The organism is Pseudomonas paraversuta (genome assembly GCF_904067025.1).
Lineage (GTDB): Bacteria > Pseudomonadota > Gammaproteobacteria > Pseudomonadales > Pseudomonadaceae > Aquipseudomonas > Aquipseudomonas paraversuta.
The window spans coordinates 3454742-3475302 of the sequence record NZ_CAJFDA010000001.1; the positions used below are offsets into that span (position 1 = coordinate 3454742).

Sequence of the window (20561 nt, forward strand, 5' to 3'; positions counted from 1 at the left end):
ACGAGCACGCCAAGACCGCAAAAAAATTAAAAGTTCACATCATTCAAGAAAGAAATCACAATCGCTCCCGACAGTGATCCAGTCCTGCAACGGGCAATTTGGATACTCGATTTAAAGTTGCCAGAGGCGAAGCGAACCATGACCACCGTATTGTCCGCACAACCTGCCCAGACCCTCTATGTCACCGTTCGCCGTGACGAGCTGCGTCAACTCAAGGACGAGTGCGTGCAGTTGCGCCAGGAGCTCGCACAATTGCGCCAGCAATTACAAATCGCCCAGGCCGGCCAGCTTTTTAATGGCGGCGCCGAGCACACCCGCCACAGCGACTGATCACGCCGATACAAGCGGCGAGCCAAAGCCTGCCGCCATCTGTGACAAAGTTTTCACATCCCGTTAGCAATACTGAAACACTTTGTGGCTGCTCAATATTGAGGCGGCCCTCACTTGTTGTGCCGGGCTAAACGGCATCTACGATTCAAGTTGTTATCAGCTGGAGCGCTGTATGGGGATGTTCAAACGCAGTAACACATCTGCGAAAGGTTTCGACTGGGCCGGACTCGGCTGGCTATTTCTGTTCTTCTGGTACTTCTCCGGCATTACCCAACTGCTGATCCAACTGACGGGTACCTCCGGGTTTTCGGGCTTTCGTCAGGCCTTCATAATGAGTTCCATCTGGCTCGCGCCGATGCTCATGTTTCCCAAGCACACCCGTGTAATGGCAGCCGTCATTGGCGTCTTGCTGTGGGCGTGCTCCATGGCCAGCCTCGGCTACTTCTTCATCTATCAGCAAGAATTCTCGCAAAGCGTCATCTTCATCATGTTCGAGTCGAACATCTCTGAAGCCGGCGAATACATGACCCAGTACTTCGCCTGGTGGATGGTACTGGCGTTCCTTGCCCATACCGCCTTCGCCGTATTCCTCTGGACCCGCTTGCGCCCGGTATACATGCCCCGCGTACAAGCCTGGACAGTAGCAATCGCTTTGCTTCTGGCAGTTGTCGGTTACCCGATCATCAAGCAAACGATCAAGCACGACACCCTGGCCGCTGCCATGGAAAGCTTTGAAAGCCGGGTAGAGCCCGCAGTGCCATGGCAGATGGCGGTGGCGTATCGCCGTTACCTGGAACAACTGGACAACATGCAGGGCATGCTCGCCAGTGCCAGCAAAATTCCGCCCCTGACCAACCTCAAGGACAATGAAGCCGGCAAGCCCACCACGCTGGTGCTGGTCATTGGCGAGTCCACCAACCGCCAGCGCATGAGCCTCTATGGCTACCCGCGCGAGACCACGCCCAACCTCGACAAATTGCGCGACCAGCTGGCGATTTTCGACAACGTCGTGACGCCGCGTCCTTACACCATCGAAGCACTGCAGCAAGTCCTGACCTTTGCTGACGAAGAAAACCCTGACCTGTACCTCAGCACCCCATCGCTGGTCAGCGTGATGAAGCAAGCCGGATACAAAACCTTCTGGGTGACCAACCAGCAGACCATGACCAAGCGCAACACCATGCTCACCACGTTCTCCGAGCAGGCAGACCAGCAGGTCTATCTCAATAACAACAGGAACCAGAACGCGCGCCAGTATGACGGTGACGTGCTCGAACCCTTCAACAAGATCCTGGCCGACAGTGCACCACGCAAGCTGATCGTGATTCATCTGCTCGGCACGCACATGAGCTATCAGTACCGTTATCCGCCGACCTTCGACAAGTTCACCGATCGCACCGGCGTCCCTGCCGGCCTGACCGATGATCAGGTGCCGACTTACAACAGCTACGACAATGCCGTTTTGTATAACGACTTTGTGGTGTCGAGCCTGATCAAGGATTTTGCCAAGACCGACCCCAACGGCTTCCTGCTGTATCTGTCCGATCACGGTGAAGACGTGTTCGATTCGGTTGGCCACAGCACGCTGGGCCGCAACGAAGCCAAACCCACAGCGCCGATGTACACCATTCCGTTCATGGCCTGGGCTTCGCCAAAATGGCGTGAGAGCCATGCATGGAACTTCGCCAGCGACCTTGGCCGTCCTTACAGCAGTTCACAGTTCATCCATACCTGGGCAGACCTGGCCGGTTTGAGCGCTGACGAACTGGACGACAAGAAGAGCCTGGTGAGCGATCAATTTGTCGCCCGACCTCAATTGATCGGAGATCCGTACTCGCGCCCGCAAAAAGCCTTGATCGACTTCAGTCTGATCAAACCCAAGGCCCCTGCCGCGAGCGATGTGGCCAAACAGTAAAAACGCAACGGGGAGCCAATGGCTCCCCGTTCAGTTTCAGTTGATCCCCGCCCTGCCAAACAGCGCCGTGCCTCTACAGATATTTGTTCCAGAACAGCATCTGACCGTGGGCCGGGTTGAGCTGGCCCTCGCTAAATCCGAACTTCCTGTAGGAACCTTGAGCGACCGGGTTGCCCTCAAGCACCTCGAGAGTGATCTTGCAGCAATCACGTTCACGGGCAATCTCCTCGACCTTGAGCAGCATCTGCTGGCTCAGGCCCAGACCGCGGAATGTATCGACCACTGACACGTCGTGCACGTTGACCAGAGGCTTGCCGGCAAAGGTCGAGAAGCCTTCAAAACAGTTGACCAGCCCCGCCGCCTCGCCATTGACAAACGCCAGCACGCTGAACGCATGGGGACGCTTGGCCAGCTCTGCAGGCAACTGCTCCAGCACCTGGGGCGACAACGCCTCACCGCCGCCCATAGGGTCTTTGGCATAGTGATTCAATACGTCTCTCAAAGCCTGGGCGTGAACCGGGTTTGTATAGTTTGCTTGCACTACCACGACATCCGACATTGCTTGGATTCCTTGACGACTGGGTTCTTGGTGTCCGATTTTGATGACACCCGACCTTAGCGTGCCTGAAGCGCCACAGACAAGTGCCCGCGTCATGTGTGGCCAGAGGGATCCAGGGTTTGCATCAGCGCCTCGACTTGCGGCACAAGGCAGTCGGCGTCCAGGTAAATCAGTACATGGCGAAACTGTTGATTGTCCTTGCGATACGCCTCGACATCCACAGCCGCAACATCTGCCATCTTGTGGCTGAGCAGCAGTAAATCGAAATCATGGACCTGAGCGTCATACAGGCTCACTAACGCCTGCAGGTCATACAAGGGGGCAATTCGGAAATACCCCGCAGCATTAAGCGACTTTTCTATTTTTAAAGCCTGAGCCCAATCGGCATCGGCAATCAGTATTCGCAATGACTTGGTGGGCATGATGTCTGAACCATCGTCAAACGCATTCTGTTAGACCGGTACACGCCAGCTTTACCACTGGCACCAAAGCGCAAATGGGTGCACTCCGGGACATTTCAAGACACCGTTTGTCACGTCATTGATTCCTCAGCCGAGCCTCGGGCCATCTCCCCCCGGAGCGCCAGGCGGCACTCCGTGTCATGTTCGAGACTGCCTGCTACGCCCTCACTGCCAGCCGAACTTGCGGATGTAGAAACCTTTCACTGCCTGGGTCAGCGCCATGTAGGCCAGCAGAATCATTGGCAAGAACACAAAGTACAGCGGCGGCAACGCCTGCAATTTGAAGTAGCCAGCCAACGGCCCCATTGGCAGGAAGATACCTACCAGCATGATCACACCTGTCATGACCATCAGCGGCATCGCTGCACGGCTTTGCAGAAATGGAATTTTCGGCGTCCGGATCATGTGCACGATCAGCGTTTGAGTCAGCAGCCCGACCACGAACCAGCCCGACTGGAAAAGTGTCTGGTGCTCAGGTGAGTTGGCTTTGAACACGTACCACATCAAACCGAACGTGAGGATGTCGAAAATCGAGCTGATCGGTCCAAAGAACAGCATGAAACGCCCTACCTCGGCGGGTTGCCAGCGCTGGGGCTTTTTAAGCATTTCTTCATCGACGTTATCGAACGGGATAGCAATTTGTGACACGTCGTACAGCAGGTTCTGGACCAGCAGGTGCATCGGCAACATAGGCAAAAACGGGATAAACGCACTGGCGACCAACACCGAGAACACGTTGCCGAAGTTCGAGCTGGCGGTCATTTTTATGTATTTGAGCATGTTGGCGAAGGTCCGGCGCCCTTCCAGTACACCCTCCTCCAGCACCATCAGGCTTTTTTCCAGAAGAATGATGTCCGCTGCTTCCTTGGCGATATCCACCGCACTGTCCACGGAAATTCCGATGTCCGCGGTACGCAGCGCAGGTGCGTCGTTGATCCCGTCCCCCATAAAGCCAACCACATGGCCATTGGCTTTGAGCAAGCGCACGATGCGCTCTTTGTGAGTGGGGGTGAGCCTGGCAAACACGTTGCTGGTTTCGACGGCCACCGCCAGTTCAGCGTCGGTCATGCGTTCGATGTCGCTACCCATCAACAGCCCTTGCTGCTCCAGGCCCACTTCACGGCAAATCTTCGCAGTGACCAGTTCGTTATCGCCAGTCAGAACTTTTACCGCGACCCCGTGTTCGGCTAACGCCTTGAGTGCTGGCGCAGTACTCTCCTTTGGCGGGTCAAGGAAAGCGACATAACCAATCAGCGTCAGGTCCTGCTCGTCTGCCAGGCTGTAAGTGTCACGACCCTTCTCAGTCATTGGCCGTGCAGCAACCGCCACCACCCGCAAACCCTCTTCGTTAAATGCCGCGGTCACCTGGCGAATACGCGCCAGCAACTCATCGCTCAGGGCTTCTTCCCGTTCGCCATGGCGTACGGTTTTGCAAACGGCCAGCACTTCTTCGACAGCGCCTTTGCAGATCAGCAGATGAGGCTGATCCTGCTCGGCCACCACAACCGACATCCGCCGCCGTGTGAAGTCGAAAGGAATTTCATCGACCTTGTTAAAGGCTGTGCCCACATTCAACTCGCGGTGCACCTCGACATGCTCCAGCACCGCCACGTCCAGCAGGTTTTTCAGTCCGGTCTGGTAGTAGCTGTTGAGATAGGCCATTTCCAGAACGTCATCCGACTCTTGCCCCCAGACATCGACGTGGCGTGCGAGAAAGATTTTGTCCTGGGTCAAGGTGCCGGTTTTATCGGTACACAGTACATCCATCGCGCCAAAGTTCTGGATCGCGTCCAGCCGTTTGACGATGACTTTTTTACGTGACAGAAACACTGCGCCTTTGGCCAGGGTTGAGGTCACGATCATCGGCAGCATTTCCGGGGTCAGGCCCACTGCCACCGACAAGGCAAACAGCAAGGCTTCGGTCCAGTCACCCTTGGTAAAGCCATTGATGAACAGCACCAGCGGCGCCATTACAAACATGAAGCGGATCAGCAACCAGCTGACTTTGTTGACCCCGGTCTGAAACGACGTCGGCCCCCGATCCGTCGCGCCAACCCGCTGTGCCAGCGCGCCGAAGTAAGTGTTGTTGCCGGTGGTCAGTACCACTGCCGTGGCCGCGCCGGATACCACGTTGGTGCCCATGAACAGAATATTGTCCAGTTCCAGCGGGTTACTGGTCTGGCTGTCGGACTGCCGCGCAAACTTCTCCACCGGCATTGATTCACCGGTCATTGCCGCCTGGCTGACAAACAGGTCTTTGGCGCTAAGCACCCTGCAATCTGCCGGAATCATGTCGCCCGCGGACAACACAATCAAATCCCCCGGGACCAATTGCTTGATCGGCAACTCAATGCGTTGCGCACCTCTGATTTGCTGAGTTACGCCGGAGAACTTGCCAAACATCGGGGTGGTGTCAGCATTGAAATCACGCCGCATGACCGTGGCGGTGTTACTCACCATCGCCTTGAGTGCGTCCGCTGCTTTGTTGGACTTGGCTTCTTGCCAGAAACGCAGCAACGTCGACAACACCACCATGGTGCCAATCACCACCGCAGCCTGAATGTCATCTGTGGCCAGAGAGACCGCGGCAAGCAAAGTCAGCAACAAGTTGAACGGGTTCTTGTAGCAATGCCACAAGTGCACCCAGCGGCTGAGTGGCTGCTCGTGTTCAACCTCGTTCAGCCCATGTTGCTGGCGCAGCGCCTCGGCCTCGGCCTCGCTGAGGCCATCGGTATGGGTGCCCAGACTGTCGATCAATACCGCGCTGTCGCGGTTGGCCGCAGCCACCAGGGTTTGTGCCAGCGTCGGCGGGACTTCCCGGCTGACCGTGGTGTTGGTCAAACTATCAAGCAAGGCCAAACGCCGGAAATGCCGGCCGATATGGCGAGTGCGCAAAAAACCGGCGAAGAATTCTTTGAGGGTGAGTTTCATCGTGCTACTCCTGCGCCGTCTGCCTCACCCTTTGAGAGTGACTACGCAGACGGCCTTGATCTGGAACCGTCGTTCATGGTTTGAATCCGGGTGCTCGCGCTTAATCAAACAATCGAACACAGCCCGGCAACCTGGGCCGATGTTGGCGCCGGTGCACCGGGATAAAAAAGTTGCCCATAACGATTCCCCTGACGGTCTACGAAGCCAGGCAGCAGGCACGGCAAGAGCGCGCGCGAGTACCAAAAGGCACACGCGCGCAGCGTGTCGCGACCATGCCGCCAAGGGCATTGATCACACAGGTTTCAGTATCGATGAGAGGGCTTCCGGGGACGGGTCGTGGATGACCCGATAAAGGTGCCGTTTCTCGCTAGTCAGCAAGACAACGGCAGGGGAATCTGCGCGCTAGCTTGCCGAGAATATGCCGGTGTTCATAACCGGCCGACTACTGTGACTCGAGCTGCTACCCACTGAAAACCTGCGCTATTAATGAAAACGCCGGCAGCTTACGCCCGGCGTTTTAGAGAGTAAACCGCAGGAAGGCTGCCGTTTTATGAATCAGATGGATCTTCAGGCAGGGTTCAGTTTCATCCGGAGAATGTCATATGAGGCGGTATTGCGGCGCGCATAAAGGGCCGAAATTCAGGGGCTTTCCCATTGCCTGAGACGAACCCGGCAATGCTTCATTGCGTTGACAATATGTTTCTCCACCATGCTTCGCGACACACCGAGGCGCTCGGCAATTTCAGGATGCGACAAGCCTTCAAGCTTGCGCAGCAAAAAGCAGTCGCGGCACGCCGCAGGCAGCTCGGCCAGCGCCCGCTGGAGCAGGTCCAGACGCTGATTGCGGTCCATCAACACCTGCGGCGAAGGGCTGAAAAAACGCTCCTCAGAGTCCAGTACCTCCAGCGGCTCAACCTGGCGCAAGGCGTTGCGCCGATGACCATCGATCACCAGGTTGAGTGCCGTGCGATACAAAAATGCACGGGGCTGCTCAATGGGTGCATCACTGGTGCGCTCAAGCACTCGTACGTAAGCATCATGCGCGACATCTTCGGCCGCCTGAGCATTGCCCAATCGGGCACTCAAAAACGTGACCAGTTCACGATAGTAGTTTTCCAACATGACTCCTGGCCGCAACGTCAGCGGCAACATTCCATGAGCGCAGAAACAGTCCGAATCGATAGCGGCGCGATGATGGCACTTCTGAAGATGCAATTTATAGCAATTCTCATCTAGATTTAAGATGCATGCCCTTGAATCGCACAGAAACATTAAGTAACACCTATAAAAACAAACAGTTAAATCCGCGCCCAACACCTTCGTCTACTCAACAGCTCCCCGTGTCTGTCGGTTCGCCGAGGCTGTTGGCTTTTGCCCTTAACAGCTGCAAAAACCTGATCACGGACCGATTTCCATTGGCCGGAACCCTGCATGAAACGCCCTGGACAGACCCGCCGCGCACTTCTCATCGCCCTGTGTTGCTTGCTGGCTGGCGCCCTGGCTGCGTGGTCATTTCTGCCCCTGGGTGGCGAAGCCTATGACACCGTGCCTGTTACCCGCGGCGACATTGAAAGCAGCGTGACCGCCCTGGGCACCCTGCAGCCCCGGCAATATGTCGATGTGGGTGCGCAGGCCTCCGGGCAAATCAACAAAATCCATGTCGAAGTCGGTGCTGAAGTCAAAGAGGGCCAGTTGCTGGTCGAAATCGACCCCGCGACACAAAGTGCCAAACTCGAGGCCAGTCGCTTTGCGATTGAAAATCTGCAGGCCCAGTTGCAAGAGCAACGCGCCTTGCACGATCTGGCCAAACAGAAATATCAGCGCCAGCTGCACCTCGCCAAAGGCGGTGCCACCCGAGAAGAAGACGTACAAAGTGCAGACGCAGAAGTGCGTACTACCCGGGCCCGAACCGAGATGTTCCAGGCGCAAATCCGTCAGGCCCGGGCCAGTTTGCGCAGTGACCAGGCAGAACTCGGCTACACCCGTATCTACGCCCCCATCTCCGGCACCGTGGTAGCGCTGGATGCGCGCGAAGGCCAGACCCTGAATGCCCAACAGCAGACACCCTTGATTCTGCGCATAGCCAAACTCTCCCCCATGACCGTCTGGGCTGAAGTCTCGGAAGCGGATATCGGCTACGTCAAACCGGGCATGCCCGCATATTTCACCACCCTGAGTGGTGGCACCAGGCGCTGGAACAGCAGAGTGCGGCAGATTTTGCCCGTACCGCCCAAACCGCTTAATGAAGCCAGCCAGGGGGGCGGCAGCCCGGCCAGCGCAGGCAAAAGCGGAAGTGCCCGGGTGGTGCTGTACACCGTATTGCTCGATGTCGACAACACCGATCAAGTGCTGATGCCCGAAATGACCACCCAGGTATTCTTCGTCTCCGGCCAGGCCCAAGACGTATTGCTGGCCCCCATCATTGCGTTACAGGCCAGCACTGAAGGCGACCGACAAACCGCCCGTATCGTGGCCAAAAACGGCAAGTTGCAATTGCGCGAGATCCGCACCGGGATTAGTGACCGCTTGCGGGTGGAAATTCTCGATGGCCTGAATGAAGGCGATCGCCTGCTCATCGGCCCGGCCACCGGCAACGGAGGCTAGATGTCCACTCCCTTGATCGAGCTGCAAGAGATCCGCAAGGTCTACGGGGGTGACGGCACGCCCGAGGTTCAGGTACTCAAAGGGATCAGCCTGGCGATCCATGCCGGAGAGTTTGTCGCGATTGTCGGGGCCTCTGGCTCAGGCAAATCGACCCTGATGAACATTCTCGGCTGCCTCGACCGCCCGACCTGCGGCCGCTATTTGTTCGCCGGTGAAGACGTGGCCTGTCTGGACAGTGACGAACTGGCCTGGTTGCGCCGTGAAGCCTTCGGCTTTGTGTTTCAGGGTTACCACCTGATCCCCTCGGCTTCGGCCCAGGAAAACGTCGAAATGCCGGCCATCTATGCCGGCATGCCCGCCGCCGAACGCCACGCCCGCGCCGCCGCCCTGCTCGATCGTCTGGGGCTGGCCGAACGCACCGGCAATCGCCCGCACCAACTCTCTGGCGGCCAGCAACAGCGGGTATCGATTGCCCGGGCCCTGATGAACGGCGGACACATCATCCTCGCCGACGAGCCCACCGGCGCTCTGGACAGTCACAGCGGCGCCGAAGTCATGACGCTGCTGGATGAGCTGGCCAGCCAGGGTCACGTGGTGATCCTGATTACCCACGACCGCGAAGTCGCAGCCCGGGCCAACCGCATCATCGAAGTGCGCGACGGCGAGGTGGTCAGCGACAGCGCCAACGCTCAACCCTGTGGGCACACCGAGAATCCCGACGCCTTGCAGGCCGTCGATTTGCGTAAACGCCTGAATGAAGGCAGCGAAGCCCGCGGGGCCTGGAAAGGCGAACTGGTGGACGCGGTACAGGCCGCCTGGCGGGTGATGTGGATCAACCGCTTTCGCACCGCCCTGACGCTGCTGGGTATCGTCATCGGCGTGGCGTCGGTGGTGGTTATGCTGGCCGTTGGCGAAGGCAGCAAACGTCAGGTCATGGCGCAAATGGGCGCGTTCGGCTCCAACATCATCTACCTCAGCGGCATGTCGCCCAGGCCCCGTGCGCCCCCCGGCATCGTCACCCTCAACGATGTAGCGGCACTTTCGACCTTGCCTCAAGTGCACATGATCATGCCCGTCAACGGTGCCGAAATCGGCGTGCGCCATGGCAACCTTGATCACACGATGTATACCGGCGGCAATGGCGTCGCCTTTTCCGCGATTTTCAGCTGGCCGGTGGTGCAAGGCAGCTTCTTCACCCAGGCGGATGAAGACGCCGCCGCCGCGGTCGCAGTGATCGGCAAGAAGGTCCGTGACAAGGTCCTCAAGGACGTGCCCGACCCCATTGGCCAGTACATCCTGCTGGAAAACGTACCGTTCCGCGTGGTTGGCGTTCTGGCTGAAAAAGGCGCCAGCTCTGGCGACTCCGACAGTGACACGCGCATCGTGGTGCCCTACTCCGCTGCCAGCGTGCGCCTGTTCGGCACGCACAATCCGGAATACGTGGTGATCGCTGCCACCGATGCGAGCAAGGTCAAACAGACTGAAACCGCCATCGAGCAACTGATGCTCAAACTGCACCACGGCACGCGGGATTTCGAGATCACCAACAATGCAGCGATGATCCAGGCCGAAGCCAGAACCCGTAATACGCTGTCGCTGATGCTGGGTTCGATTGCCGCCATCTCACTGCTGGTTGGCGGTATCGGGGTGATGAATATCATGCTGATGACCGTCCGTGAGCGAACCCGCGAAATTGGTATCCGCATGGCCACCGGCGCCCGTCAACGCGACATTCTGCGCCAGTTCCTGACCGAGGCCCTGATGCTCTCGGTGGTCGGTGGCCTGGCAGGTATAACCCTGGCTTTCATGGTCGGCGGGATACTGCTGATGTGCGATGTAGCTGTGGCGTTCTCACCGTTTGCGGTCCTCGGTGCCTTTGCTTGTGCACTGGTGACAGGCGTTATCTTCGGCTTCATGCCGGCCCGCAAGGCTGCCCGGCTCGACCCGGTCACGGCCCTTACCAGTGAATGATTCGATGAAGCTGCCCTTGAGCCTGCTGACCGCATGCCTGCTGCTGAGTGCGTGCAACCAGACCCGCCTCCACAACGAGCCTGCGCCGATCCCCCCTGCCAACTGGCAAGGCGCCCATACGCTGAGCAGTTCAGCGGGCAATCAGCAGTGGTGGACGCATTTTTCCAGCCCCGAACTGGACCGTCTGATTGCCCAGGCCCGGGCTGGCAGCTACGACCTTGCAGCCGCCGTCGCACGCGTGCAGCAGGCCCGGGCCAGTGCCGTGATCGCGGGGGCCCCGCTACTGCCCGAAGTGTCATTCGGCGCCAGCGCCAATCGCCAGAAGCTCTTGCACGGCAAGGGCTATAACCAGCTTGATGGCAACGATGACAAGCAGGCCGTGGACTATTTTGATGCCAAGCTGAGCGCCAGTTATGAAGTGGACTTTTGGGGCGGCAAATCCGCAGCACGGGACAGCGCCGTGCAGGCACTCAAGGCCAGTGAGTTTGATCAGGCCACGGTCGAGCTGACCTTGCTCAGCAGCGTGGCCAACAGTTATGTGCAAACCCTGGCCTTCAACGAACAACTGCGCATTGCCAGGCTCAACCTGGCCAATGCGCAGAACGTCATGCAGGTTGTGCAAACCCGCTATGACGCCGGCTCGGCCACGGCCGTGGAACTGGCCCAGCAAAAGAGCCTGGTGGCCGGCCAGCAACGGCAATTGCCACTGGTTGAGCAACAGGCCCAAGAGGCGCGAATTACCCTGGCCGTGCTGCTTGGGCAACCGGTGCAAAGCCTTGTTCTGGGCAACACTGCGTTCGGCCAGTTGCAATGGCCATCGATTGGCAGCGGCTTGCCCAGCGCACTGCTGACCCGGCGCCCCGACATCGCCAGTGCCGAAGCCAGGCTCGCCGCAGCAGCGGCCGACATCACAGTGGCCCGTGCAGCCATGCTGCCCGGCCTGACCCTCAGCGCGAGCCTGGGATCGGGCTCAGACCGTTTCAGCGAGCTCCTGCGCAGTCCGCTCTACAGCCTCGCCGCCGGGCTGGCAGCCCCGATCTTCAATAACGGCCGCCTCAGCGCCGAGCGCGACAAAGCCACGGCGCACCAGCAAGAGCTGCTGCAAATCTATAGGGGGAGCATCATCAACGCCTTCGCCGACGTCGAAAAAGCCCTCAACAGCGCCAGCGGCCTGGACCGACAACGGCAATGGCAAGACGAAGAACTGAAACAGGCGCAGCAGGCATTCGATATTGCCGAACAACGCTATAAAGCCGGGGTCGAGATGTTGCTGACGGTCCTGGAGACCCAGCGCACGCTGTATCAGGCACAAGACCGGAACGTTCAATTGCGCGTGGCCCGGTTGCAGGCCAGCATCGCGCTGTACAAGGCATTGGGCGGCGGCTGGCAGGTTCAGTCTCCTCCTGATGTACCTCCCCTGTAGGAGCGAGCTCGCTCCTGCAAGAGTTACGGTAAGCCACTGGATGGAACTCTGAATGACGGGGGCAATCAGTGATTCATGCCCTGCGGTTAAATGTGCTTTGCCCGACTTGCGGTTTTTCCGGCTGGGAAAGGCGAGGATACTCAGCCTGATTCTTACGACCCCCAAGGAGTTATCCATGACAGTTCCAGCATTCGGCGTCGGCACTTTCCGCCTCAAAGGCCAAGTGGTGATTGATTCAGTCAAAAATGCTCTTGAGTTGGGCTATCGGGCCATCGACACCGCCCAGATCTATGAGAACGAAGCCGAGGTCGGCCAGGCCATCGCCGAGAGCGGCGTACCCCGCGATCAACTGTTCATTACCAGCAAGATATGGGTCAGCAACTTCGCCCACGACAAACTGATTGCCAGCCTCAAGGACAGTTTGAAAAAGCTGCGCACCGACCACCTGGACCTGACCCTGATTCACTGGCCTTCGCCGAACAATGAAGTCCCGGTCGCAGAGTTCATGGGCGCGCTGCTTGAAGCCAAAAAACTGGGCCTGACCAAAGAAATCGGGGTTTCCAACTTCACTATCGACCTGCTGAAAGACGCCATTGCCGCCGTCGGTGCCGAAAACATCGCCACCAACCAGATCGAACTGCATCCGTATTTGCAGAACCGCAAACTGGTTGAGTTCGCACAGAGCAAAGGCATCCATATCACGTCTTACATGACCCTGGCCTACGGCGAGGTGCTGAAAGATCCGGTGATCAAGGCCATTGCCGATCGCCATGGGGCGACCAGCGCCCAGGTGACCCTGGCGTGGGCCATGCAACTGGGCTACTCGGTGATTCCGTCATCCACCAAGCCTGCCAATCTTGAGAGCAATTTCAAGGCCCGCACCCTGACCCTGAGCGAAGAAGACATGGCGCAGATTGCAGCGCTGGATCGCGGCCATCGCCTGACCAACCCGCAAAGCGTTGCGCCGAAGTGGGATTGACCGCTGCACTGTGACAGGCAGGAACGAGCTTGCTTCATGCTCCCCGCAGACGATCCGGCTGAAACCATCGCGAGGCAAGCTCGCCCCTGCCGTCGTTATTTCTGATTCGTCCCGAACCTCTGTAGCTGCATCTCCTGCAGCCGGCTCAGGGTGCGGCGAAAGGCAAACTCCAGATAACCTTGGGTGTACAGCTGATTCATTGGCACTTGCGCCTCAATGCACACCGGTACTTTGCGGTCGTAGCACTCGTCTACCAGTGCGATGAAACGTCGTACGCTGTCGTCGAATCTGGACAGCTGCGGCAATTCGCGATCTCCGGCCTCGACCTTTACCGGGCCATCTTCGGTCCCCCGGGCAATCTTGCCCTCCCGTTGCTCGGCACTCAGGCAAGGCACATCACTGAGCAGTATCACTTTGAAGCGGTCACAGATATCCATGAACTCACCGGCGGCCAACGGCTGCTCGCACAGCTCATGAAAGTTGCACCACAGCACAGTGTCGCTGGCTTGCACCACCCGCACAGAGCGATGTCCGACGCTAATCGGCAGGTCAGAGGCAGCCTGCCCCCGGGTCAGTTCTGCAAACACTGGCGGCATGACTCTCGGCTGCCCCGGACCGGTCACCCAATAGCGTTGTTTGGCGATGCCGGGATGCAAGCGATGATCCTCGGTGCCGTCGACCGAGACGATGTCCATATGCTTGAGAATTGCGCTAATCGCAGGGGCAAAGCGTTCTTTGTTGTGCCCCTGGCTATACAGCTGCTCCGGCGGTTGATTGGAGGTACAGACCAGTACCACCCCTTCATCAAACATCACCTGAAACAAACGCCCGAGAATTATGGCGTCACCGATGTCATTGACGAACAGCTCGTCAAAACACAGAACCTTGAGCTCTTTGCCCAACTCCTTGGCCAGAACGTTAAGCGGGTCGGTGGTACCGGTCAGTTGAAACAGCCGCTGATGCACCCATTGCATAAAGTGATGGAAATGCTGGCGCCGCGCCGGGACTTGCAGGCTCTGGTAAAACTGATCCATCAACCAGGTTTTCCCCCTGCCCACCGGCCCCCACAGATACACGCCCCTGACCTCCCGGGAGCCTTGCTGCAGAGCCTCGTGGCAACGTTGCAGCACCTGTACCGCCTGCCATTGGGCCGGATCATGGACAAAACCTTGCTGCTCGACGGCCTGTTGCCAGGCACTGAGGGGGGACTCAACATTCATTGCGATGACGGGCTCCGGAATCAGATCCGCCAGTATGCCAGCAAGGCCATGACTTTCGGCACTTGAAATTGTCCAGGGCATCACCACATTGTTACCCGAGCGGTAACAGAGCATTTTGCCATCAGGCCTTTTTACTTTGATGGATTGGCGTATCATTTAATGGGTGTAATGAACTGTAATTGAAACAACAGGACACTTCGTACGACGCTTATCGATTCTTTAACTCGCGCCGTAACTTCTTTCCGCCTGCATGGCAAATGAAGTGAGTCAGTTTGATAACTTTAGAGGCCACTCCCATGAAAACTTTAATTGCGTTATTCCTTGCCGGCTTTGCCAGCCTGGCCGTTGCAAGTGGAAGTACAACGCAGCCACCCTCGTCGGTCGAGCACTACAGCTACGGGTCGAAACTGGACATTGCGAAAGTGATCAGTCTGTCCAGCATCCCCGATGTATGCGAGGTTGTTCCGGCGCAAATGATCTATGAAGACTCCCATGGTCAGCGTCACACCCTTGAATACCAGGTGATGGGCGACGGTTGCAGCAACCGCTAGACACACGCAGTTTCCGCACGGACGCAACCCCCGGGCCCCCTCTTTCGAGGGGGCTTTTTATTGGGCGGGCAAAACACCCGATTATTACTGATCCGGAAAGACTGCATGGCAAAGGTTTGACTTTAATCAATACGGCAGACGCGTATTCTATGTTCATCCCTCAGCACAACATTGAAACAGGGCACGGTACTTCGTATTACGTCGCACGTCTGACGGCGTAATAACTTCTCCCGCCGACACGGCAATTGAAGTCAGTGATACGTGATTGTTTTAAGGTCTCAACAATGAAAAGTTTGATTGTTCTTGCACTGATTGGTTTTTCAACACTGGCGGGCGCTGATGAACTTCAAGTCGCGCAACAACCGGCTGTAGAACATTACACCTATGCCACCAACCTCGATATTGCGAAAGTTATCAGTGTGTCGCCTCTGGATGACGTCTGCGAAGTCGTTCCGGCGCAAATGACCTACGAAGACCATCAGGGTCAGCGTCATATTCTCGAGTACCGCGCAATGGGTAACGGCTGCAGTAACGGTTAATACAGGCGCGACTGCAGGACGAGGTCGATAACAATCGGGGGTTCTGGTTGTCATCGCCCTGGCAGGGTCAGAATTTGATGAGCGAGGCCGTGCATGACCTGGGATCGAGGCGAATGTCGCAACGTAGCGGCATGGGTCTGGTGAGCAGCGAAGAATGCGACTTTGTCAGTGGCAAGTTTGCCTGCGACTTGCGGGAGATAACCCGGGAGCAATGGCTGGCACGGCAAAACCGCATCTCAAACAAAGCCCGACCCTGCACTGGCAGGGTCGGGCTCGAAGCGCTTGGCCAGCGGTTCGTGAAAGACGTCAGAATCAGTCTTTTTTCTCGGAAATCACTTTGCCGCTATGGTCAAAAGTGGTTTCGACCTCGACTTCCACGCCGTCAATTTTCTTCAGGCCTTCAGCTTTCCAGATGCCTGCAGCCGGGTCTTGCAGCTCGATTTTCTTGATCACGGTGTAACCATTTTTGCCCTGAAGCACTTGAACTGCTTCTTCGGAGAAGGCCCAGTTCGGACCCGGAGTAGCAGCCATCGCAGCGCCGGAGCTCAACAGGACAGCGGCAGTGATCGCAGCAGCAAAGGTTTTCTTCAACATTGTCTTAACTCCATTAATTGATGTTGCGTCTGGTACTCAATGTGACTGGAACAACCGTAGCAGATATAAAACAGCCCATGGAGCTAAATGGCATGCTTTTGATCTGGCTCAGGTTCTCGTTAACTCCGGCACAGGGTTAGAATGCTCGGCCTCAAGGAGAACCAATGAGCGATACGCGCCACGCACCAGCCCAATACGATGCCATCACCGAAGCTGCTGCTCAGTGGTGCATGCGTTTGCACGAGCCCGATTGCACAAACCAGGAGCGTGAAGCATTCGCTGTGTGGCTGCACGCAGACCCTCTCCACGCCATCGAGTACGAAGCCATGCTCGATATCTGGGATATCAGCGAACATTTGCCCCGCCCGGCGCAAATCACTGCGGGCCCTGAAAAACAGCGTCGCAGTACCTGGCAACGCCTGAGCATTGCTGCCGCAATCCCCCTGATCGCGGTTCCACTGGCCGCTTATGGCGGCTGGCAGTTGGGCTGGGTGCCCAGCGCCTATCAGCGCCTTGAAGCAGGTAACAGCGTAAAAACCGTGACCCTGGCCGATGGCAGCCAGGCAGAACTTAATCTCGGTACGCAACTGACCTTCAGCAACTACAAGGACCAGCGCCGGGTTTCCCTGAAAAATGGTGAAGCCTTTTTCAAGGTAAGCCACGATGCCTCGCACCCCTTTGTGGTGCAGGCGGCCGAAGGGCGGATCCGGGTCACCGGTACCCAGTTCAATGTGTGGATGTATGAAGACCAGGTGCGGGTGACACTGGTGGAAGGCTCGGTGCTGGTGACCAGCAACAAGAATCTGAAGAGTGACGGCTTGCGCCTCGAACCGGGGATGCAGGCACGCTATAAAGCCGGCGACTACGCACCGCAGATCAGCCAGACTTACACCAACGCACCGGAGCTTGCATGGCGCGACGGCAAGCTGGTGCTGGACAACCTGCCGCTGGCCGACGCCTTGCCCCTGATCAATCGCTATCTCGGCACACCTCTGGTGCTGGCCGACAACGCCACCGGAAAATTGCGCATTGGTGGCGTCTTCAATACCCGGGACATCAATCAGTTGGTGAATTCCCTGCCCAAGGTGTTGCCGGTGTACCTGAGCCTGGGCCAGGACGGCAAACCGCTGATCAGCTCTTTGCCCCGCGGCTAACCCCGGGGCAATCAAATACCCCCATCCCTGGTAAGCCCGCGCCTGCAAGACCGGCGTCAGCGCGCCCCGTATTCACACCCGCTAACCGGATCCACCCTGCCCCCTGCAAACTCACATTCAAGGGCGTCCCTCGGCAGGGCTGTCTGTTGAACTTTGCAGTCCGGCAGGTGCCAGTACAGAAAACGAAGCACATTAAAAAAAATTAATAATCGGTTAAAACACCCGCCCGTAAAGGGCCCTTGGGTGAATGCGACGATTTCACGACAAATTTTCTACATTCCGCTGTTCATGATTTACACCGCTCATTCGTCTAATTAACCGAGAGCATTTTTTATTTTCCTGATCAGGCTCTGAAAAGGAGTTTTTTGCATGCGAGACCAGCAAATGCCAACGGACGGCCAACAGCATCGCGAATCCACATTCCAGCCTGACCCCGAGTTGCTGGAAGCGCTTGCGCCGTTGCAAGGCAATGAACGGATCCGCCACTTACTTAAATGCTTCGGGCTGCGTACCAGCCTGGTACGGCTCAAGGTCATCGATGCGTTGCTGACAACAGCCGGAAGTGATCGCCGGCTGGGGGTGCGCGGCATGCACAGTCACTTGCTGGCACTGGATATTCCACTGTCGTTTCTGAGTGTACGAGAGGTGCTCAAGCGTCTGTGCAGCGAGGGTGTGGTGGTACTGAACCAGGACAAAAGCTACAGCCTGCATCCACAGGCTGAAGCCGTATTGACTGGCAAAATCGAGGCTTAGATCTTGGTCTTGCGGCGCATCACGCCGTTGATCACTACCACCACCACTGCCACGCCGATGGCAATGTACTGGAACATTTTCTCGGATATCATGCCGGCGTTCTGCATGTACGAAAGGCCGAACATGATCCCCAGAACCACCAGTGAAATCAGAATCGAGTATTTCAAGCGCTGTGAAGAGGTCATTACCTGTTCCTGAAAGTAAGGCTAAAAATGTAAGCCGGAAATTTAACAAATATGCCGGGTTTGCGGAGATGATTTGAAACAACCGTGGTCTCATCTTACAGCCGGGGACGCTTTTTAGCTCCCTGGCGATAACCTTGAGGATTTACCCATGTTGCGTCGAATCACCCGGCTGGTTCCGCTGTTGCTCATCCTGGCCATGAGCGGTTGTGTGTTTTTCCCAGGTCACGGATGGCATCACGATCACCGTTACTACGATGGCGGCCCTGGTTATTACCACCGCTAATGCTTGACCCCCGAGCCTGCCCCGCAGGCTCGGGTCAGTGTCGAAAGCCGCTACCGGGCCGCGCGCACAAATCCACCAGCCAGTCGACAAACACCCGTACCCGTGAAGACAGCTGGCGATGTGACGGATACAACGCCGTCAACGCCAGACGCGGCGGTAAACAGTCGCTCAGTACCTCTTGCAAACGCCCTTCGCGCACCAGTTGAGCCACGTGATAATGCGGCGCCTGAACCAGACCGTATCCCGCCGTGCACGCTGCCAGATACCCTTCTGCGCTGTTGACCGAAATTTTCCTGGGCAGGTCGATCATGCGCACCTGCTCACCGTCCTGAAACTCCAGCCCGTAGCGCTTGCCCGACACACTGGAGAAATACTCCACCATCTGGTGCCCGCTCAAATCCTCGAGGGTTTGCGGTACACCGCGGGCTTGCAGATAGTCGGGGCTGGCGCAGGTTACCTGATCCATCATCACCAGCGGGCGCGCCACCAGCGAGTCATCCATCGTCAGCCCGCCGCGGATCACGCAATCCACACCCTCACGAATCAGGTCTACCGGACGATCGCTGAGGCCGATTTCCAGCTCGATCAACGGGTAGCTGCGGGTGAACTCAGGCAACGCCGGGAACACCACCAGACGCCCCACGGCCGCTGGCATATCGACCCGCAACTTGCCTTTTGGCTGGCTGCTGTTGAATAGCCCTTCGGCTTCTTCCAGATCGGCCAGCAAACTGACGCAGCGCTGGTAATAGGCCGCGCCATCCAGGGTGGGACTGACCTGACGGGTGGTGCGATGTAACAACTGCACCCCCAAATGCGTTTCCAGTTGCTTGATCAGCACCGTGACCGAGGCGCGGGGCATTTGCAGGCTGTCTGCGGCCTTGGCAAAGCCACCCAGCTCGACGATCCGGGTGAAGACCAGCATGGCGTTGAATCGGTCCATGGTCTTTCCACTGTTTAGATTTTACGAACAGTCATAATGCTTTTACCCGGTTTATCTTGCCAGTGTCGGGGTTAACAATAGTCCCTCCACTACTCAGGAGCACCCCGCATGCACACTCGCCAACTTGGTAAAGACGGGCCGCAGGTCAGCGCTATTGGCCTGGGCTGCATGGGCATGACCGATTTCTACACCACCGGCAGCGACACCCGCGAAGCCGTGGCCACCTTGCACCGCGCACTGGAACTGGGGATCAACCTGCTCGACAGCGCCGACATGTACGGCCCGCACACCAATGAAGAACTGATCGGCCAGGCAATTCGCGGCAAACGCGATCAGGTTTTTCTGGCCAGCAAATTCGGGATTGTGCGAGACCCGGCCAACCCTGCGGCCCGAGGCGTGAATGGACGCCCCGAGTACATACGCCAGTCCATTGAAGGCAGCCTCAAGCGTCTGGGCGTCGAAACCCTGGATCTTTACTACCAGCACCGCATGGACCCGAGTGTTGCGATTGAGGAAACCGTCGGTGCCATGGCTGATCTGGTAAAGGCCGGCAAGGTCCGCTATCTGGGCCTGAGTGAAGCCTCGGTCGCGACCCTGGAGCGCGCCCACAAAGTGCATCCGATCAGTGCCCTGCAGAGTGAGTATTCACTGTGGAGCCGTGACCCCGAGGACAACGGTTGCCTGGCGGCATGCCAGCGTCTGGGCATTGCATTTGTGCCCTACAGCCCGCTGGGCCGGGGATTTTTGACCGGAGCCCTGAAGTCCCCGGACGACTTTGCTGCCGACGATTACCGTCGTCTCAGCCCGCGTTTCCAGGGAGACAACTTTGCCAAAAACCTGCTGCTGGTCGAGCAAGTGCAAGCCCTGGCCGCAGCCAAGGGCGTGACTGCCGGGCAATTGGCCCTGGCCTGGGTACTGGCCCAGGGTGATTACCTGATCCCGATTCCGGGTACCAAACAGCGTAAATACCTGGAACAGAACGTCGCCGCACTGGAAGTCAAACTGAGCCCCAGCGAACTGGCGGCACTTGAAGCGATCTTCCCGGCCAGCGCCGTGGCGGGACAGCGGTATGCAGAAGAGTCGATGAAGCAGCTCAATCGCTGAGTCCTCGACTCCTCAGGACATAACCCGCACCTGGCGCCCCTTGAAAACGCTGCAGGAGCTGGCTT

Annotated in this window: 20 protein-coding genes; 12 read left to right on the top strand and 8 right to left on the bottom strand. The window is 57.7% G+C overall.

Annotation, left to right across the window (positions count from 1 at the left end; genetic code table 11):
- Nucleotides 1-138: 138 nt before the first annotated feature.
- Both JQ848_RS15675 and JQ848_RS15680 read left to right on the top strand, forming a co-directional pair.
- Entirely contained in the window at nucleotides 139-330 is a 192-nt protein-coding gene (locus JQ848_RS15675; RefSeq protein WP_127196548.1) for a DUF6026 family protein, read from the top strand.
- Nucleotides 331-502: 172 nt separating this feature from the next.
- Nucleotides 503-2245 (top strand): phosphoethanolamine transferase CptA, encoded by a 1743-nt coding sequence (locus tag JQ848_RS15680; RefSeq protein ID WP_160628202.1) that lies wholly within the window; start codon nucleotides 503-505, stop codon nucleotides 2243-2245.
- A gap of 73 nt (nucleotides 2246-2318) precedes the next feature.
- Here the strand turns inward: JQ848_RS15680 and JQ848_RS15685 are convergent, their stop codons facing one another.
- The 4 genes from JQ848_RS15685 to JQ848_RS15700 all read right to left on the bottom strand — a co-directional run bounded on the left by JQ848_RS15685 (nucleotide 2319) and on the right by JQ848_RS15700 (nucleotide 7315).
- Entirely contained in the window at nucleotides 2319-2804 is a 486-nt protein-coding gene (locus tag JQ848_RS15685) for a GNAT family N-acetyltransferase (protein ID WP_003441508.1), read from the bottom strand.
- A gap of 92 nt (nucleotides 2805-2896) precedes the next feature.
- Nucleotides 2897-3226 carry an ANTAR domain-containing protein gene (locus JQ848_RS15690; RefSeq protein WP_202210926.1) on the bottom strand — a complete coding sequence of 110 codons (330 nt, stop codon included), beginning with the start codon at nucleotides 3224-3226 and terminating at the stop codon, nucleotides 2897-2899.
- A gap of 204 nt (nucleotides 3227-3430) precedes the next feature.
- Entirely contained in the window at nucleotides 3431-6196 is a 2766-nt protein-coding gene (mgtA, locus tag JQ848_RS15695) for a magnesium-translocating P-type ATPase (protein ID WP_202210927.1), read from the bottom strand.
- A gap of 639 nt (nucleotides 6197-6835) precedes the next feature.
- Complete coding sequence (locus tag JQ848_RS15700) at nucleotides 6836-7315, bottom strand: sigma-70 family RNA polymerase sigma factor (RefSeq protein ID WP_010655807.1); 480 nt, start codon at nucleotides 7313-7315, stop codon at nucleotides 6836-6838.
- 312 nt (nucleotides 7316-7627) lie between these two features.
- On the opposite strand from JQ848_RS15700, the gene JQ848_RS15705 reads away from it, so the two are divergent.
- The 4 genes from JQ848_RS15705 (at nucleotide 7628) to dkgB (ending at nucleotide 13173) form a co-directional block, all read left to right on the top strand.
- Nucleotides 7628-8800: an efflux RND transporter periplasmic adaptor subunit gene (locus JQ848_RS15705; RefSeq protein ID WP_202210928.1), complete on the top strand. Its 1173-nt coding sequence runs from the start codon at nucleotides 7628-7630 to the stop codon at nucleotides 8798-8800.
- On the top strand, nucleotides 8801-10771 hold the full coding sequence (locus JQ848_RS15710) for a MacB family efflux pump subunit (RefSeq protein ID WP_127196553.1): 1971 nt from the start codon (nucleotides 8801-8803) through the stop codon (nucleotides 10769-10771). It abuts the gene before it with no gap.
- A 4-nt stretch (nucleotides 10772-10775) separates the two neighbouring features.
- Nucleotides 10776-12194 (top strand): efflux transporter outer membrane subunit, encoded by a 1419-nt coding sequence (locus JQ848_RS15715; RefSeq protein ID WP_160628208.1) that lies wholly within the window; start codon nucleotides 10776-10778, stop codon nucleotides 12192-12194.
- Nucleotides 12195-12369: 175 nt separating this feature from the next.
- Nucleotides 12370-13173 (top strand): 2,5-didehydrogluconate reductase DkgB, encoded by an 804-nt coding sequence (gene dkgB / locus JQ848_RS15720; RefSeq protein WP_161719534.1) that lies wholly within the window; start codon nucleotides 12370-12372, stop codon nucleotides 13171-13173.
- 95 nt (nucleotides 13174-13268) lie between these two features.
- Here dkgB and zapE read toward each other — a convergent pair whose 3' ends face one another.
- On the bottom strand, nucleotides 13269-14393 hold the full coding sequence (gene zapE, locus JQ848_RS15725; RefSeq protein ID WP_037001462.1) for a cell division protein ZapE: 1125 nt from the start codon (nucleotides 14391-14393) through the stop codon (nucleotides 13269-13271).
- A 296-nt stretch (nucleotides 14394-14689) separates the two neighbouring features.
- Between zapE and JQ848_RS15730 the strand changes: the two genes are divergently transcribed.
- The gene (locus JQ848_RS15730) at nucleotides 14690-14944 is read left to right on the top strand and encodes a DUF2790 domain-containing protein (RefSeq protein ID WP_003441480.1); all 255 of its coding nucleotides are present in this window, start codon (nucleotides 14690-14692) and stop codon (nucleotides 14942-14944) included.
- Between the two features lie 284 nt (nucleotides 14945-15228).
- Nucleotides 15229-15483 carry a DUF2790 domain-containing protein gene (locus tag JQ848_RS15735; RefSeq protein ID WP_003441477.1) on the top strand — a complete coding sequence of 85 codons (255 nt, stop codon included), beginning with the start codon at nucleotides 15229-15231 and terminating at the stop codon, nucleotides 15481-15483.
- A gap of 312 nt (nucleotides 15484-15795) precedes the next feature.
- On the opposite strand, the gene JQ848_RS15740 is transcribed toward JQ848_RS15735, so the two are convergent.
- Nucleotides 15796-16077: a PepSY domain-containing protein gene (locus JQ848_RS15740; RefSeq protein ID WP_003441471.1), complete on the bottom strand. Its 282-nt coding sequence runs from the start codon at nucleotides 16075-16077 to the stop codon at nucleotides 15796-15798.
- 164 nt (nucleotides 16078-16241) lie between these two features.
- Between JQ848_RS15740 and JQ848_RS15745 the strand changes: the two genes are divergently transcribed.
- Entirely contained in the window at nucleotides 16242-17231 is a 990-nt protein-coding gene (locus JQ848_RS15745) for a FecR family protein (protein ID WP_202210929.1), read from the top strand.
- Nucleotides 17232-17600: 369 nt separating this feature from the next.
- Nucleotides 17601-17984: a fe2+ zn2+ uptake regulation protein gene (locus tag JQ848_RS15750; RefSeq protein WP_127196558.1), complete on the top strand. Its 384-nt coding sequence runs from the start codon at nucleotides 17601-17603 to the stop codon at nucleotides 17982-17984.
- On the opposite strand, the gene JQ848_RS15755 is transcribed toward JQ848_RS15750, so the two are convergent.
- Nucleotides 17981-18169 carry a hypothetical protein gene (locus JQ848_RS15755; protein WP_003441459.1) on the bottom strand — a complete coding sequence of 63 codons (189 nt, stop codon included), beginning with the start codon at nucleotides 18167-18169 and terminating at the stop codon, nucleotides 17981-17983. The genes JQ848_RS15750 and JQ848_RS15755 overlap by 4 nt on opposite strands.
- A 148-nt stretch (nucleotides 18170-18317) precedes the next feature.
- Between JQ848_RS15755 and JQ848_RS22850 the strand changes: the two genes are divergently transcribed.
- The gene (locus JQ848_RS22850) at nucleotides 18318-18452 is read left to right on the top strand and encodes a hypothetical protein (RefSeq protein ID WP_003441457.1); all 135 of its coding nucleotides are present in this window, start codon (nucleotides 18318-18320) and stop codon (nucleotides 18450-18452) included.
- Between the two features lie 34 nt (nucleotides 18453-18486).
- On the opposite strand, the gene JQ848_RS15760 is transcribed toward JQ848_RS22850, so the two are convergent.
- Nucleotides 18487-19392 (bottom strand): LysR family transcriptional regulator, encoded by a 906-nt coding sequence (locus JQ848_RS15760; RefSeq protein WP_161719528.1) that lies wholly within the window; start codon nucleotides 19390-19392, stop codon nucleotides 18487-18489.
- A 108-nt stretch (nucleotides 19393-19500) separates the two neighbouring features.
- Between JQ848_RS15760 and JQ848_RS15765 the strand changes: the two genes are divergently transcribed.
- The gene (locus JQ848_RS15765; RefSeq protein WP_202210930.1) at nucleotides 19501-20496 is read left to right on the top strand and encodes an aldo/keto reductase; all 996 of its coding nucleotides are present in this window, start codon (nucleotides 19501-19503) and stop codon (nucleotides 20494-20496) included.
- Nucleotides 20497-20561: the final 65 nt, after the last annotated feature.

Bases quoted from the DNA above. Each gene is read 5' to 3' on its own strand.
- mgtA (WP_202210927.1), bottom strand. From the start codon at position 6,196: ATGAAACTCACCCTCAAAGAATTCTTCGCCGGTTTTTTGCGCACTCGC.
- JQ848_RS15740 (WP_003441471.1), bottom strand. From the start codon at position 16,077: ATGTTGAAGAAAACCTTTGCTGCTGCGATCACTGCCGCTGTCCTGTTG.
- JQ848_RS15715 (WP_160628208.1), top strand. From the start codon at position 10,776: ATGAAGCTGCCCTTGAGCCTGCTGACCGCATGCCTGCTGCTGAGTGCG.
- JQ848_RS15680 (WP_160628202.1), top strand. From the start codon at position 503: ATGGGGATGTTCAAACGCAGTAACACATCTGCGAAAGGTTTCGACTGG.
- dkgB (WP_161719534.1), top strand. From the start codon at position 12,370: ATGACAGTTCCAGCATTCGGCGTCGGCACTTTCCGCCTCAAAGGCCAA.
- JQ848_RS15690 (WP_202210926.1), bottom strand. From the start codon at position 3,226: ATGCCCACCAAGTCATTGCGAATACTGATTGCCGATGCCGATTGGGCT.
- JQ848_RS15735 (WP_003441477.1), top strand. From the start codon at position 15,229: ATGAAAAGTTTGATTGTTCTTGCACTGATTGGTTTTTCAACACTGGCG.
- JQ848_RS15730 (WP_003441480.1), top strand. From the start codon at position 14,690: ATGAAAACTTTAATTGCGTTATTCCTTGCCGGCTTTGCCAGCCTGGCC.
- JQ848_RS15760 (WP_161719528.1), bottom strand. From the start codon at position 19,392: ATGGACCGATTCAACGCCATGCTGGTCTTCACCCGGATCGTCGAGCTG.
- JQ848_RS15755 (WP_003441459.1), bottom strand. From the start codon at position 18,169: ATGACCTCTTCACAGCGCTTGAAATACTCGATTCTGATTTCACTGGTG.
- zapE (WP_037001462.1), bottom strand. From the start codon at position 14,393: ATGAATGTTGAGTCCCCCCTCAGTGCCTGGCAACAGGCCGTCGAGCAG.
- JQ848_RS15675 (WP_127196548.1), top strand. From the start codon at position 139: ATGACCACCGTATTGTCCGCACAACCTGCCCAGACCCTCTATGTCACC.
- JQ848_RS15765 (WP_202210930.1), top strand. From the start codon at position 19,501: ATGCACACTCGCCAACTTGGTAAAGACGGGCCGCAGGTCAGCGCTATT.
- JQ848_RS15750 (WP_127196558.1), top strand. From the start codon at position 17,601: ATGCGAGACCAGCAAATGCCAACGGACGGCCAACAGCATCGCGAATCC.
- JQ848_RS15745 (WP_202210929.1), top strand. From the start codon at position 16,242: ATGAGCGATACGCGCCACGCACCAGCCCAATACGATGCCATCACCGAA.
- JQ848_RS15710 (WP_127196553.1), top strand. From the start codon at position 8,801: ATGTCCACTCCCTTGATCGAGCTGCAAGAGATCCGCAAGGTCTACGGG.
- JQ848_RS15705 (WP_202210928.1), top strand. From the start codon at position 7,628: ATGAAACGCCCTGGACAGACCCGCCGCGCACTTCTCATCGCCCTGTGT.
- JQ848_RS22850 (WP_003441457.1), top strand. From the start codon at position 18,318: ATGTTGCGTCGAATCACCCGGCTGGTTCCGCTGTTGCTCATCCTGGCC.
- JQ848_RS15685 (WP_003441508.1), bottom strand. From the start codon at position 2,804: ATGTCGGATGTCGTGGTAGTGCAAGCAAACTATACAAACCCGGTTCAC.